Origin of the sequence: Bradyrhizobium sp. STM 3562, from assembly GCF_045571435.1 — a bacterium.
Lineage (GTDB): Bacteria > Pseudomonadota > Alphaproteobacteria > Rhizobiales > Xanthobacteraceae > Bradyrhizobium.
Map to the genome: position 1 here is coordinate 793,281 of NZ_CP120694.1, position 14,791 is coordinate 808,071.

Sequence of the window (14,791 nt, forward strand, 5' to 3'; positions counted from 1 at the left end):
ACGATTCGATGCGGCTTGGGATGAGAGCTTGGATCCTGATTGCGGCGCTTGTCGCGCTGCCGTGCGCTGCCGGGTTCCGGACCGCGCTTGCGACAGGAACGGAAGCGGAGAAAGTGCCGCCGGTCGATCCGGCGCCTTGCCTGGCGGCGATAAGCGGACATGACGAGGACAGGATCATGGTCGCCTGCGGCGCCCTGATCGACAACGACAAGACCGCGAAGGCCGACCGTCTCAAGGCCCTGATCGCGCGCGGTGAGGTGTTTGCGCGCAAGGATCAGACCGATCGCGCGATCGCCGACTACGACGCCGTGCTCCAGCTCGATCCGACGCTGGCCGATATTTTCAATGTCCGCGGCGAGCTGTGGTGGAAAAAGGGCGACCGGCCCAAGGCCGTCTCCGATTTCGCCGCCGCGCTCAAGCTCAATCCGGATCACCCTGCGGCAAGAGCCAATTACAAGCGGCTGGCCCGGGAGCTGGAGCGTTTGGGGGCGCAGATGGCGGTCGCGGGCAAGCCGAGCTTCAATTGCCGAAGCGCCCACCGTCCCGTTGAAAGGGCGATCTGCGCCAGTCCCGATCTCGCCGATCTTGATCGGCAGATCGATGCCTTGAACAGCAAGCTGGTGCGCGAGGCATCGGCCGAGAACCCGCGCGCGGCCCGCGAGCTACAGCGGCAGCAGGCGGACTTTATCGCACAGCGCAATATGGCCTTCGGCCGTCCCGGTTACGACCTGCAGAGGGCGTTGCGGGAGCGGCTGGATCATTTGCTCGCGATCGAGCGGTAACGCAAGCTTGGTCCGCGCATGTCGCTCAGCTCTGGTTACGCGAGAAGTGGACGCTCGCCCTGCAAGTCCAACTGGACCGAGTGACGCGCGGACATTTCCGCCGTTAGCCGAACGGAGCATTCCTTTTCGACTTGAATTGTTCGCTCGCCGCGTGACAATGCCCGCAAAATCGCCAAGCCTGCGCATGCGTCACGGGCTTGACCGGGGCATCCACGCCTTTCTTGCTTCTTGGCAAAGGCGTGGATGGCCGGGACAAGCCCGGCCATGACGAAAGGAGAGGCCGGGAGGAAGACGTCATGAACGTTCAGGGAAAGAGCCGCTATCACGAGGTCTATGCCCGCTCGCTTGCCGATCCGGAAGCGTTTTGGGCGGAAGCGGCACAGGATATCGACTGGATCGAGCCCGCGAAGAAGATCTTTGATCCCACTGTGGGCACCTATGGCCGCTGGTTCGCGGGCGCGGTGGTCAATACCTGCTACAACGCGCTCGACCGTCACGTCGCGCATGGACGTGCCGATCAGGCGGCGTTGATCCATGATTCCCCGCTCACCAATTCCATCACCAGATTTACCTATGCCGAGCTCCTCAAGGAGGTGCAGACGCTCGCCGCGGTGATGTCCGATTTCGGCGTCGCCAAAGGCGACCGCGTCATCCTTTATATGCCGATGGTGCCGGAAGCGGTGGTGGCGATGCTGGCCTGCGCCCGCATCGGTGCAGTGCACAGTGTCGTGTTCGGCGGCTTTGCGGCCAAAGAGCTGGCGACCCGCATCGACGATGCCAGACCAAAGCTGATCTTCTCGGCAAGCTGCGGCGTCGAGCTTGGCCGCATCGTGCAATACAAGCCGCTTCTGGATGAGGCGATCAAGATCGCATCCGCGCAGCCGGAAGCCTGCATCATCCTGCAGCGGCCGCAGTCGACCTGCGATCTCACGGCCGGTCGCGACTATGATTGGGCCAGCCTGCGCCGCAAGGCGCTTCTTGCGGGCAAGTCTGCGCCTTGTGTTCCCGTGCTTGCGACCGATCCGCTCTACATCCTCTACACATCAGGCACGACCGGCGTGCCGAAGGGTGTGGTGCGCGACAATGGCGGGCATCTGGTCGCGGTGAAATGGTCGATGTTCAACCTTTATGGCGTCAATCCCGGCGAAGTCTGGTGGTGCGGCTCCGATATCGGCTGGGTGGTCGGCCATTCCTACATCGTCTATGGCCCGCTATTCCACGGTGCGACCTCGATCATGTATGAGGGCAAGCCGGTCGGCACGCCGGATGCCGGCGCATTCTGGCGCGTGATCAGCGAGCACAAGGCGGTTGCCTTCTTCACCGCGCCGACGGCCTTTCGGGCCATCAAGAAGGAGGATCCCGAGGGCAGGCTGATCAAGCAATATGACCTGACGCGCTTCCGCACGCTCTTCCTTGCCGGCGAGCGCGCCGATCCGCCGACCGTCGAGTGGGCGGAGGCGCAACTGAAGGTGCCCGTGATCGATCATTGGTGGCAAACGGAAACCGGCTGGTGCATCGCCGGCAATCCGGTCGGCCTGGGTATGCTGCCAGTGAAGCATGGCTCGCCGACTGTGCCGATGCCGGGTTATCAGGTCGACGTCGTGGACGAAGCGTCCAAGCCTGTGCCCGCGGGCACCATGGGCTCCATCGTGATCAAGCTGCCGATGCCGCCGGCCTGCCTGCCGACGCTGTGGCAGCAGGATGCGCGTTTCAAGGACTCTTATCTGTCCGAATTTCCCGGCTACTACAAAACCTCCGATGCCGGCTTCAAGGACGAGGACGGCTATGTCTGGGTGATGGGCCGCACCGACGACATCATCAATGTCGCCGGCCACAGACTGTCGACCGGCGGCATGGAGGAGATTCTGGCCTCTCACCCCGATGTCGCCGAATGCGCCGTGCTCGGCATCAAGGACGCCATCAAGGGCGAGGTGCCGTGCGGTTTTCTGGTGCTGAAAGCGGGCGTGACGCGCGCGCCGGATGAGATCGAAAAGGAGATCGTGGCCCTGGTGCGCGAGAAGCTGGGGCCGGTGGCGGCATTCAAGCTCGCCATCACGGTGGGTCGTCTGCCGAAGACGCGTTCAGGCAAAATCCTGCGCGGCACCATCAAGAAGATCGCCGACGGCGAACCCTGGACGATGCCGGCCACCATCGAGGAGCCCAAGGTGCTCGACGAAATCGGCGCTGCGCTAAAGGGCAGGGTGTGATTTTCGCTGCGTCATTCCGGCGCGTCGCTCCAGCGACGAACCCGGAATCTCGCGCCGCAATCTCGAGATTCCGGGTTCGCGCGCGAGCGCGCGCCCCGGAATGACGGAGGGACTTACAAATTCCCCAATCTGCGCTACTGAGGGCAGGCCAAAGACAGGGAATTTGTATGCGACTAAAGAAGTCCGGATGTGTGATCGCCCTCACTCTCATCGCCCTCTCGCTCAGCGCCTGTGCTTCGCGTTATGATGCACCGATGTCGGCGGGCCTCAGCGAGGACGATGACACCTATTGCCGGGCCAATGGCGGCCCCGCCGGTTCGCCGCAATATGTCGGCTGCCGAAAGGACCGCGACGTCCAGCGCAGCAATGCGATCACGCGCGCCGACAAGAAGCAGCGCGATCTCGGCGAATGGATGATGAATCATCCGAATTAGAGCATGATCCGGACCCGGAAGGGCGCGTCAGCGCAAAGTGGAGACTGGCTTTCTCTTAGCTAGCAAACGCGAAGCGTTTGCGCGGAGATCATGCTCTCAAACAAACAGATGAGATCATGGGTTCTGGATCATGATCTCATCGTAACCGACGCGGGAGGCCTTCATGAACGAAGACGTCTTCAACGAGAGCTTACGCAGATTTCTGAAAAAGGTCGGCATCACCTCGCAGCGCGAGATGGAAAAGGCGGTGCGCGAAGCCATCGCGAGCGGTCGCCTCAAAGGTCATGAAAAGCTGCCGGCCAAAATGGTGTTGACGCTCGGCGGCATCAATCTCACTCACGAGATCTCCGAGGAGATTGAGCTGGGCTAGTGACACGCTCTGCCGTGCCCCGCAAAGGCGGGGCATGACAGAGTGGTGGCTTCCTATCGCATTTCGAACGCCACTCATTCGCACTGGCACGTGTTGTTGCGGGCCTGCAACATCGCGGCGCATTGCGGCGCCGTTTGACTGAGATCAAATCCTTCAACCCCCCAGACCTGCTCTGAAACCGTGTCGCGCAAATCCTGCGCCGACACGGCTTATGGGGACTGAAATGAAGAGAATAATGCTGGGCGCGTCGTCGCTGCTGGTCATTGCCGGGGCGCTCACCGGGGCGGGGCTGACGGCGCAGGCTGCCGACCTGCCGGTCTATAAGAAGGCGCCGCCGATTGTTGAGCCCTGGAATCCCTGGATGATTCGCGTTCGTGCGCTTGGGGTGATTCCCGATGCATCGGGCAGTAACGTCCATGTGCTCGGCGTGCCCACGCTGTCATCGCCCAGCTCCGGCCTTTCGATCAGCGATGCGGTCGTGCCGGAACTCGACATCAGCTACTTCTTCACCAAGAACATCGCGGCCGAACTCATCCTCGGCGCGACCAAGCACCACGTCACCGGCACCGGGAGCTTGCAGGGGCTGGATGTCGGCAAGTCCTGGCTGCTGCCGCCGACGCTTACGTTGCAGTATCACTTCACGGATCTGGGGCCGTTCAAGCCCTATATCGGCGCCGGCGTGAACTATACCTGGTTCTTCAGCCAGACCGCAGCGAACGTGCCGTGGAACGGACTCGCGGTGACCCAATTCCACATCAGCAACGCCTTCGGTGCGGCCGTGCAGGTCGGCTTCGACTATATGTTCGACCGCCATTGGGGCCTGAACTTCGACGTCAAAAAGCTGTTCCTGCAGCCGAATTACTCGGCGACGGTTAGCGGCGCCATCCCCGTCTCGGGTCGTGCGAATATCGATCCGTGGCTGGTGGCTGGCGGCGTGACTTACAAGTTCTAAAGCATGATCCGGAAAACTGCGTGCGGCTTTCCCTTAGCTAACAAACGCGAAGCGCTTGCGCCGAGATCATGCTCAAAACAAAGGTTGGAGCGCGGATGGCGCGCTCCAAAGAACGGCCCCGGGGGCATCGCCGGGATGCCCGGGAAGGACGAGGCCGGTTTCCAAAGCCGCGCTCTATGGGAATAGGAGCGCGGTTTTGTTTGGCCTGTCATCACCCGCGAAGGCGGGTGATCCACTATTCCAGAGAGGCCAGTGATCGAGCCGAGAGGCCGCGGTGTATTGGATGCCTCGCCGTGCGGGGGCATGACCGCAAAAAGTACGGCTGATTGCCCCTTACTCTTCCTCGTCCTGCTTCTTGCCGCCCAGCGTCTTCAACTTGGCGAACACCGCATCGACGTTGAGATCGTCGCTCTTCTTCTCGGCGCCCTCGAACTCCGGCTCCTTGCGGGTCGTCTCGGAGGCTGGCAGCAGGGTGGCGCCGGCATAAGCCGCATCCGCCGGCTTCTCCTTGGCGGCGCGCTGCACCTCGAAATCGAGCTCGAGCTGCGAGCACAGGCCGAGCGTGACCGGGTCCATCGGGGTCAGGGTCGAGGCATTCCAATGGGTGCGGTCACGCACGCTCTGGATCGTGCTCTTGGTGGTGCCGACCAGACGCATGATCTGCGCGTCCTTCAGCTCGGGGTGGTTGCGGACCAGCCAGAGGATCGCGCTCGGCCGCTCATGGCGGCGCGACACCGGCGTGTAACGGGGGCCCTTGCGCTTGGCCTGGGGCGGCAGGACCACCTTGCTTTCCTGCAGTTTCAGGCGGTAGTTCGGGTCCCTCTCGCCCTTTTCGATCTCCTCGCGGGTCAACTGGCCATTGGAAATCGGGTCCATGCCCTTGATGCCCTGGGCGGCGTCGCCGTCGGCAATGGCGCGCACTTCCAGGGGGTGCATCTTGGTGAAATCGGCGACCTGGTCGAAGGTCAACGCGGTATTATCGAGCAACCAGACAGCAGTCGCCTTGGGCATCAGAGGGGCGTTGCTCATGGCAAATCTCCTTTGTGCTTCGCCCACCTGTTGCGCAGGCGAAGCCGGTGGTCATCAACGATGACGGGAATTATCCCCTATATAGGGCCGATCGGCCCCATGGCGCAATGGGCCAAGCGCTAGGACGCGTCCTCGCGGCTAGCTTTTTGATTGCGCAAGATCTTTTCCAAAAACCGCTACCCATTTTTCCGGATCAACCGTGACAAATTGCCTTGACAGCGCCCGAAAGCAGTCCCAAGTCGTAGGCCGTGTCGACCGTCCCTGGCCCGCCGGTGAGGGGTGATTCGGTCCCGAGATCGCTCCCATGCCAGCCAAACCAGACCTGAAAATCGTGCTTTGCTCGCCACGGGGCTTCTGCGCCGGAGTCGTACGGGCGATTGATACCGTGGAACGGGCCCTGACCATCTACGGCGCCCCGGTCTATGTGCGCCACGAGATCGTTCACAACAAATACGTCGTGGACGGCCTCAAGAAGAAGGGCGCCATTTTCGTCGAGGAACTCGCTGAAATCCCCGACAATACCAATGCACCTGTGGTGTTTTCGGCCCATGGCGTGCCGAAATCGGTTCCCGCCGAGGCGCAGGAGCGCAATTTCTTTTCGTTGGACGCCACCTGCCCGCTGGTCACCAAGGTGCACCGCGAGGCGGCGATCCACTTCAAGCGCGGCCGCGAGATCCTTCTGATCGGCCACTCCCATCATCCGGAGGTGGTCGGCACGCTCGGCCAGTTGCCGCCGGGCGCGGTGACCCTGATCGAGACCGCTGAAGATGCCCAGACTTTCACCCCGAAGGACCCCGACAATCTCGCCTTCGTGACCCAGACCACGCTCTCGATCGACGACACCGCCGATATCGTCGCGATCCTCAAGGGGCGTTTCCCGAACATTTCCGGGCCGCACAAGGAAGACATCTGCTACGCCACCACCAATCGCCAGCTTGCGGTGAAGAAGGTGGCGCCGGTCGTGGATGCACTGATCGTGGTCGGCGCGCCCAATTCGTCGAACTCGCAGCGCCTGCGCGAGGTCGCCGAACGCGAGGGCTGCCCGATTGCGGTCCTGGCCCAGCGCGCCAGCGATATCGACTGGAAGCGTTTTGACGGCATCAAGAGCCTCGGAATCACCGCGGGCGCCTCCGCGCCGGAGGTTATCGTCGAGGAGATCATGGACGCCTTCGCCGAGCGCTACCAATTGCACGTGGAGACGGTGTCGGCCGCGGAAGAAAACGAATTCTTTCCGCTGCCGCGTTCGGTGCGGCCCGACGCGGCGTAAACCACATGGCGGTCTATACCGACGTCGCCGCCGACGAGCTTGCCGGATTCTTGAGCCAATACGATCTCGGCGATCTCCTGTCCTATAAGGGGATCGCCGAGGGCGTGGAGAATTCCAACTTCCTGCTGCACACCTCCAAGGGCTCGTTCATCCTGACGCTCTATGAAAAGCGCGTCGCGCGAGGTGACCTGCCGTTCTTTCTCGGCCTGATGACGCATCTCGCCGCCCACGGCATCAATTGCCCGCAGCCGGTGACGAACAGAGGCGGCGAGGCGCTCAGCGAACTCGCGGGCAGGCCTGCGGCGATCATCACCTTTCTGGAAGGCATCTGGCCGCGCAAGCCGAACGCGAGCCATTGCGCCGGCGTCGGCCAGGCGCTCGCGAAAATGCATCTGGCGGGCCGCGATTTTGCGATATCCCGGGCGAATGCGCTGTCGGTCGCGGGCTGGCGGCCGCTGTTCGATGCGGCCAAGGCGCGCGCCGACGAGGTGCAGCCCGGCCTGCGCGACTTCCTCTCCGCCGAGCTCGATTTTCTCGACAGCGGCGTGTGGCCGAGCAATCTACCAGAAGGCGTCATTCACGCCGACCTGTTTCCGGACAACGCCTTCTTCCTTGGCGATCAGCTCTCCGGCATCATCGATTTCACCTTCGCTTGCAACGACATCCTCGCCTATGACGTGGCGATCTGCCTGAACGCCTGGTGCTTCGAGGCCGATCATTCCTTCAACGTCACCAAGGCGCGCGCCTTCCTGTCGGCCTATGGCCGCGAGCGCAAGTTGACCGATGCCGAGCAGGACGCGTTGCCGCTGCTCGCGCGGGGGGCGGCGATCCGCTTTCTTTTGACGCGGCTGGTCGACTGGCTGAACGTGCCGCCCGGCGCGCTGGTCAAGCCCAAGGATCCGCTCGAATATGTCCGCAAGCTGCGCTTCCATCAGAGCGTGAATAGCGTGCGCGATTACGGACTCGCGGCGGGGCTGGTGGCGTGAGCGTGCTGCCCAAGGTCACCGTCTATACCGACGGCGCCTGCTCCGGTAACCCGGGGCCGGGCGGCTGGGGCGCGATCCTGCGGTTCGGCGAAGTCGAGAAGGAGTTGAAAGGCGGCGAGCTCCACACCACCAACAATCGCATGGAGCTGATGGCGGCGATCTCGGCGCTGGAGGCTTTGAAAAAACCCTGCGAGGTCGAGCTCTACACCGACAGCCAATATGTGCGCCAAGGCATCACCGGCTGGATCCATGGCTGGAAGCGCAACGGCTGGCGTACCGCAGACAAGAAACCCGTTAAGAACGTCGAGCTATGGCAGCGGCTCGATGCCGCGCTCAAGCCGCATCAGGTGCACTGGCACTGGGTCAAGGGCCATGCCGGCCACGACGAGAACGAGCGCGCCGACCAACTCGCCCGCGACGGCATCGCCATGGCGCGCATGCAGCAGCGGGTGAGGGAGTAGGCGCGGTGTTCGCGCTACGTCCGTCAGGGCCGGGCTTGTCCCGGCCATCCGCGCCTTTGATGCAACTCGGAGGCAAGACGTGGATGCCCGGGTCAAGCCCGGGCATGACGTCCCTTGAGGTCGCAGGCCTCGTTCGCGCTTACAGTTGCGCCAGCAGCGTGTCGCCGCCGGAGACTTCGACCTTGCCGGGGGCGGGTTCGAGGTTGAGCTTCTTCACCACGCCGTCTTCGACCAGCATGGAATAACGCTTGGAGCGGATGCCCAGCCCGTTGGCGGAGGCATCGAGCTCCATGCCGATGGCCTTGGTGAAATCGGCGTTGCCGTCGGCGAGGAAGACGGCTTCATCGCGCTGGTCGGTGTCGCGCTTCCAGGCATTCATGACGAAGGCGTCGTTGACGGAGACGATGGCGATGGCATCGACGCCCTTGTTCTTGATCGCATAGGCGTTCAGGAAAATGCTCGGCAGGTGCATCTTGTGGCAGGTGCCGGTGTAGGCGCCGGGCACCGCGAACAGGGCCACCTTCTTGCCCTTGAAAACATCGTCGGTGGTTTTGACCTGGATGCCGTCCGCCGTCATGACGCGGAATTGGGCTTGCGGCAACTTGTCGCCAACTTGAATGGTCATCGTCATCTCTCCTTCTTGGGGCGGCGGAGTTTTAATGTATTTTGGGCGATGAGGAAATCACTTCGGGCGCGTGACTCGGGCTCCGTCATTCCGGGGCGCTCGCAAAGCGAGCGAACCCGGAATCTAGATGTTGTGGCGCGAGTTTCCGGGTTCGGTGCGGAGCCTGTCATCGGGCCGCGTTCGCGCGGACCCGTTGGCGCCCGCCCCGGAATAACGGAATAAAGGGCGGCACTCACGCCGCCGCAGCCGCGCTCTTCTCCTCGCGCAACTGCCGGCGCAGGATCTTGCCGACGTTGGTCTTGGGCAGATTGGTCCTGAACTCGATGTGCTTGGGCACCTTGTAGTTCGTCAGTTGCGAGTGGCAGAACTCGACGATGTCCTCCGCAGTGACGTTCGGGTCCTTCTTCACCACGAAAGCCTTCACCGCCTCGCCCGATTTCTCGTCGGGGATGCCGATCACCGCGCATTCCAGAACGCCCGGGTGGCTGGCGATCACTTCCTCGATCTCGTTCGGATAGACGTTGAAGCCCGAGACCAGGATCATGTCCTTCTTGCGGTCGACGATCTTGACGAAGCCGTCGGGCCCCATCACGCCGATATCGCCGGTGCGGAAATAGCCGTCCGCGGTCATCACCTTGGCGGTCTCGTCCGGCCGGTTCCAGTAGCCCGACATCACCTGCGGTCCCCTGGCGCAGATTTCGCCCGCCTGCCCAAGTGGCACCTCGTTGCCATCATCGTCGCGGATCGAGATAGAGGTCGAAGGCACGGGAATGCCGATCGAGCCGTTGAACTCGGTCGCCGTCGCCGGATTGCAGGTGAGCGTCGGCGAAGTCTCCGACAGGCCGTAGCCTTCGGCAATTGGACAGCCGGTGATCTTCTTCCACTGCTCGGCCACCGGGCGTTGCACCGCCATGCCGCCGCCGTTCGAGATCTTCAGCTTGGAGAAATCGACCTTGGCGAAATCGGGATGGTGCATCAGCCCGTTATAGAGCGTGTTCACGGCCGGGAAGCTGTTGACCTGGTACTTCATCAACTCCTTGATGAAGCCGCCGATATCGCGCGGATTGGGAATGAGCAGATTGGCGCCGCCGGCGCGCAATGCCAGGAGATAGCAGGCTGTCAGCGCGAAGATGTGGTAGAGCGGCAGCGCGCAGACGACGAGGAGCTGCTCGATCTGCGGCGGCCGGCTAAGCGCCGGCTGCAGCCACGCATCGTTCTGCAGCACATTGGCGACGACGTTGCGGTGGAGCAGTGTCGCTCCCTTCGAAACGCCCGTCGTGCCGCCGGTATATTGCAGGAAGGCGACGTCGTCGGGGCCGATCTTGGCTTTGGAGAAGGGCAGGTTGCGCCCCGCGGCGAGCGCATCGTTGAAAGGGACGGCCGCCGGAATCGAAAAGGCCGGCACCATCTTCTTCACCCGCCGCACCACCAGGTTGACGATGACGCCCTTGAAGCCGAGCAGGTCGCCCATGCTGGCGACGATCACGTGCTTGACCTCCGTCTGCGGCAGCACCTGCTGCACCGTGCGCGCGAAATTCTCCAGCACGATGATGGCTTCGGCGCCGGAATCCTTGAGCTGGTGCTCGAGCTCGCGCGGGGTGTAGAGCGGATTGACGTTGACGACGGCGAAGCCGGCGCGCAGCACGGCCGCGATCGCAACTGGATATTGCAGCACGTTGGGCATCATGAGCGCGACACGGGCGCCCTTGGCCAGGCCCTTGCTCTGCAAATAGGCGGCGAGCGAGGCCGACATCTCGTCGAGATCGCGGTAGCTGATCGACTTGTCCATGCAGATGAAGGCCCTGCGGTCCGCGAACTTCGCAAAGCTTTCTTCCAGGAGATCGACCAGTGAGGCGTACTGGCTGGGGTCGATATCGGCGGGCACGCCGGGTGGGTATTGCTTGAGCCAGATCCGCTCCATGGCCTTCCCTTCTGATTGATAGGCTCACTCCGGCATCTTCGACGCGGAGCGCCCGTTTTAGCGCAGTATTGGGCCATGGCGGAGCCCATGGCAAGCCGCCGGGGAACTTACGCGGATTTTCGCTTGATGCCTTGATTTAAGCCCTTGCGCGGCCGGGCGCACACGCTGTCGCAGCCGCGCCGGAGAGCGCTCAGCTCGCCGGCTTGCCGTCGGACGAGGAGCCCTTCGGCGCGGGTTTCGATTCGCCCGTTACCGCCTTGGGCTTGGCCGCCACCGATTTCGGCTTGGCCGGCTTGGCCGCCGTGCTGCCGTCGTTCGCCGCAGGCTTGTCGGATGCGGGCTTGGCGTTTGCGTGCTTGATGGCGGCGGGTTTCGTGGCCGTCTTCGGTTCGGTCTTCGCGTCCTTGCCTGTGGACTTGGAATCCTTGCCGGTGGCCTTGGCGTCGGCCTTTGGTTCAACGGCGGCATCCGGCTTGGTCGCCGCGACCCGCGACTTCTTGTTCTTGCCGCCGTTGCCCTTGACCGCGTGCTTGGGATTCTGGCTGTCGGCGTCGGCCGCCACGGCGGCGATCAGGTCCGCGCCGCTCCGGGTCGGGCCAGTGTAGACCACAACCGGCTCTGTCGCGTCGGCTGGTGCGGCTATCAAAGCCGCCACGTTGGCGACCTGCTGCTGCTGCAGCCCCGAAGTATAGAACATCAGGTTGGAGTCGCCGCTGCCGGGCGCTGCGCTGTTGCTCGCGACCGTGTCGTCCTCGTCGCTGGCCGGCTTGTGACGCTTGCCGCTGCACATTTCGTCGCGCAGGTTGGGCGGCGAGGTGTCCACCGGCACGAGGTCCTCGACCTTGCCGAGCGAGGGGCGCAGCCAGGCGAGCGAGTTGGAGGCAAAGCCGCGCTCCAGCATCTGCGCGGCGCGCACCGCGCGCATCTGGCCCGAGGAGGCGCCCAGCACCACCGCGATCAACCGCTTGCCGTTGCGTGTCGCGGAGGCCACGAGATTATAGCCGGAGGCACAGATGAATCCGGTCTTGAAGCCGTCGGCGCCGGGATAGCGGCCGATCAGCTTATTGAAATTTTGTGTGATCCTGTGGCCGAAGCGGATCGCCGGAATGTGCACGAAATATTCGTATTCCGGCAGGTCGTGCAGGAACGCGCGCGCCAGGATTCCGAGGTCGCGCGCCGAGGTGATCTGGCCATCGGCGGGCAAGCCGTTCGGGTTGACGTAGCTCGTCTGCGTCATGCCAAGTTTTCGCGCGGCCTCGTTCATCATTGCGCAGAAATCGTCGATCGAGCCGCCCACGCCCTCGGCGAGAACGACGGCCATGTCGTTCGCCGACTTCACCAGCATCATCTTCAGCGCGTTGTCGACGGTGACCTGGGTGCCCGGCCTGAAGCCCATTTTCGACGGCGATTGCGAGGCTGCCGTCGGCGACACCGTCAGCAGCGTATCGAGCGTGATCTTGCCGTCCTTGACCGCCTTCAGCGTGACATAAGCCGTCATGATCTTGGTGACGGAGGCCGGGTACCACGGCATCGTCGCGTTCTCGGCCTCCAGCACCTTTCCGGTATCGGCCTCGATCAGCAGATGCGCTTCGGCGTAGGCGAGCCGCGGCGCGATCAACGCGAGCACGGCCGCGAGGAGGATGCCGCTCAGCGATGCCTTGCGAAGCCAAATACGAAAGAGCGAGGTGCGAAGAAGAGGCACTATCCGATTCCGGTCCTTTGAGACCCGCTCTTGAATCCTTGAGGAGAAGAGAAGGTCCCGGATGTGACGTTCGGGTTTCAAGCGTGTCCGGCGCCGGCGGGCACAGCGATGCAAACCTATACCGGCTCGGCCGTCCAGAACAGAGGCTAGGGCGACTAATTCAACGCCGAAGCGGGCCGAATTTCGGCCAACGACTTAAGCCTGCACAGCGGCCGCGTCGCTTTCGGGTTTTTGTGTGCCGGGCTGTGCGCCCTGCAGCATGAATTGCGCCCGCGCGAGTTCCGCAAAACGGCCGCCTTTCGCGACAAGTTCATCGAAAGTTCCGCTTTCGATCACGCGTCCGTTTTCGAACAGGAGAATGCGTGTGGCATGGCGGATCGTGGAGAGCCGGTGCGCGATCACGAAGGTGGTGCGGCCCTTCATCACTTCATCGAGAGCGGCGTTGACCTTGGCCTCGGTTACCGCGTCGAGCGCGGATGTCGCCTCGTCCAGGATCAGGATCGGCGGGTCTTTCAGCAGGGCCCGTGCGATCGACAGCCGCTGCCGCTCGCCGCCGGACAGCAGCCGTCCGCGCTCGCCGACATTGGTGTCGAAGCCGTGCCCGGCCCGCTCGATGAACTCCAGCGCCTGGGCGCGTGCGGCCGCCTTGCGCAGGTCCTCCTCGGTCGCATCCGGCCTGCCGACACGCAAGTTGTCGGCGATCGAGCGATTGAACAGCAGCGCCTCCTGGAACACCACGCCGATGTTTCGTCGCAGCGCCGCCAGCTTCAACCCGCGCACGTCCATGCCGTCGATCTTGATGAAGCCGGATTGCGGATCGAACGCACGATGCAATAGCGCGATCGCGGTGGATTTGCCGGCGCCGGTCGGGCCGACCAGCGCGATGGTCTGGCCGGGCAGCGCGCTGAATGAAAGGTCCGCAACGGCCGATCGCTTGCCGTCGTAGGAAAACGTGACGTCATGGAATTCGACGAGGCCTGCAAGCCGCCCGACATCGATCGCGTCGGCGCGGTCGTGCACCGCCGGCACCTGGTCCAGCACCTTGAAGAATTCCTGCAGCTTGGGCGCCTCCATGAACAAATTGTTGATGAAGGCGACCACCTGCTCGAGCTTCTGGATCAGGATGGTGGCGAAGGAAACGAACATCACGATCTCGCCGACGGAGGTGAGACCCTGTTGGTGCAGCGCGATGCCGAGCGTGAAGATCGCCAGCACGGTGAGGGTGGTGGAGGCCTTGGTGATGATGGTGACCAGCGCCCACCACGACAGCACCGGCATCTGCGCCGACAGCAAATTGTCGGCGAGGAAGCGCAGGCCCTGCACCTCGGCCTCGACCCGCACGAAGCTTTGCACCAGCGCGATGTTGCCGATGGCATCGGAGGCGCGCGCCGAGAGGTCGCTATAGTGCTCCTCGACCTGGCTCTGCATGCCGTAGGTCTTGCGCACCACGAAGGTGGTGATCGCCGTGAAGACGATGCAGAGCAGGAACAGAAGAATGGCAAGCCGCCAGTTGACGACCAGCGACAGCGGCAACAGCACGATCACCGAGAGGATGGCGGCAAAATGCTCGCGGAAGAAGCCGAGCCACAGCCGCCACAGCGCATCGGTGCCGTTGACCATGACCTTCATCAACCGGCCAGAATGGGTGCCGGTATGGAAGGTCAGCGGCAACTGCAGAATATGTTCGAAATAGCTTGATAGCACCGCCTGGCGCTGGCGATGCGCGAGGCGGTCGGCATGCAAGGCCACCGCCGCGCCTGCGGTCATCGTGAACAGCCCGAATGCCACCCAGGCTCCCAGCAGAGGCCATGCGGATTGAGCCGTTGTGCTTGAGAGCACGTCGACGATGCGGCCGAACAGCACCGGTTCGGCGAACTGCGCCGCCGCAAGGATCAGATTGGCCACGGCCAGGATGATGGCGAGCCGCGTCTCCTTGCCGAGCAGTTCGAGCACGCGGGTGTAAAGGCGAAACAGAGACATGCCGTCAAGATTCGAAAGCCTGCCCGGAAAAGGGCCGTGCTCGCATTCTAATCAAGGATTGCATGGTAGCGGTAG

The 14,791-nt window shown here is 63.1% G+C and carries 13 protein-coding genes; 8 read left to right on the plus strand and 5 right to left on the minus strand.

The genetic code is table 11. The features are described from left to right. The first annotated feature begins 20 nt into the window (after window positions 1-20). The 5 genes from P6U23_RS03690 to P6U23_RS03710 all read left to right on the plus strand — a co-directional run bounded on the left by P6U23_RS03690 (window position 21) and on the right by P6U23_RS03710 (window position 4,745). On the plus strand, window positions 21-782 hold the full coding sequence (locus tag P6U23_RS03690; protein ID WP_407178246.1) for a hypothetical protein: 762 nt from the start codon (window positions 21-23) through the stop codon (window positions 780-782). Between the two features lie 296 nt (window positions 783-1,078). Then, on the plus strand, window positions 1,079-2,989 hold the full coding sequence (locus P6U23_RS03695) for a propionyl-CoA synthetase (RefSeq protein ID WP_407178247.1): 1,911 nt from the start codon (window positions 1,079-1,081) through the stop codon (window positions 2,987-2,989). 167 nt (window positions 2,990-3,156) lie between these two features. Then, the gene (locus P6U23_RS03700) at window positions 3,157-3,423 is read left to right on the plus strand and encodes a hypothetical protein (RefSeq protein ID WP_407178248.1); all 267 of its coding nucleotides are present in this window, start codon (window positions 3,157-3,159) and stop codon (window positions 3,421-3,423) included. Between the two features lie 163 nt (window positions 3,424-3,586). Then, on the plus strand, window positions 3,587-3,793 hold the full coding sequence (locus tag P6U23_RS03705) for a DUF6494 family protein (RefSeq protein WP_024505925.1): 207 nt from the start codon (window positions 3,587-3,589) through the stop codon (window positions 3,791-3,793). Between the two features lie 223 nt (window positions 3,794-4,016). Next, complete coding sequence (locus P6U23_RS03710; RefSeq protein ID WP_407178249.1) at window positions 4,017-4,745, plus strand: OmpW/AlkL family protein; 729 nt, start codon at window positions 4,017-4,019, stop codon at window positions 4,743-4,745. A 333-nt stretch (window positions 4,746-5,078) separates the two neighbouring features. Here the strand turns inward: P6U23_RS03710 and P6U23_RS03715 are convergent, their stop codons facing one another. Continuing rightward, window positions 5,079-5,774, minus strand: a complete 696-nt coding sequence (locus P6U23_RS03715; protein ID WP_407178250.1) for a DUF1013 domain-containing protein — start codon at window positions 5,772-5,774, stop codon at window positions 5,079-5,081. A 304-nt stretch (window positions 5,775-6,078) separates the two neighbouring features. Here P6U23_RS03715 and ispH point away from each other — a divergent pair, with 304 nt between their 5' ends. From ispH to rnhA, 3 genes are read left to right on the plus strand one after another with little or no spacing between them, the layout of a single operon-like run. Next, window positions 6,079-7,041 carry a 4-hydroxy-3-methylbut-2-enyl diphosphate reductase gene (gene ispH, locus P6U23_RS03720; protein WP_407178251.1) on the plus strand — a complete coding sequence of 321 codons (963 nt, stop codon included), beginning with the start codon at window positions 6,079-6,081 and terminating at the stop codon, window positions 7,039-7,041. A gap of 5 nt (window positions 7,042-7,046) precedes the next feature. Next, a complete protein-coding gene (locus P6U23_RS03725; RefSeq protein WP_407178252.1) occupies window positions 7,047-8,027 on the plus strand; it encodes a homoserine kinase in 981 nt (326 codons plus the stop codon). Continuing rightward, window positions 8,024-8,488, plus strand: coding sequence for a ribonuclease HI (rnhA, locus tag P6U23_RS03730; protein WP_407178253.1), 465 nt, complete (start codon window positions 8,024-8,026; stop codon window positions 8,486-8,488). Before P6U23_RS03725 ends, rnhA begins: the two co-directional genes overlap by 4 nt. Window positions 8,489-8,627: 139 nt before the next feature. On the opposite strand, the gene P6U23_RS03735 is transcribed toward rnhA, so the two are convergent. The 4 genes from P6U23_RS03735 to P6U23_RS03750 form a co-directional block, all read right to left on the minus strand. Next, window positions 8,628-9,113, minus strand: coding sequence for a peroxiredoxin (locus tag P6U23_RS03735; RefSeq protein ID WP_407178254.1), 486 nt, complete (start codon window positions 9,111-9,113; stop codon window positions 8,628-8,630). 232 nt (window positions 9,114-9,345) lie between these two features. After that, on the minus strand, window positions 9,346-11,034 hold the full coding sequence (locus tag P6U23_RS03740; protein WP_407178255.1) for a long-chain fatty acid--CoA ligase: 1,689 nt from the start codon (window positions 11,032-11,034) through the stop codon (window positions 9,346-9,348). A 190-nt stretch (window positions 11,035-11,224) separates the two neighbouring features. Further along, entirely contained in the window at window positions 11,225-12,736 is a 1,512-nt protein-coding gene (locus tag P6U23_RS03745) for a serine hydrolase (protein WP_407178256.1), read from the minus strand. 195 nt (window positions 12,737-12,931) lie between these two features. Continuing rightward, window positions 12,932-14,716, minus strand: a complete 1,785-nt coding sequence (locus tag P6U23_RS03750) for a glucan ABC transporter ATP-binding protein/ permease (protein WP_407178257.1) — start codon at window positions 14,714-14,716, stop codon at window positions 12,932-12,934. Window positions 14,717-14,791: the final 75 nt, after the last annotated feature.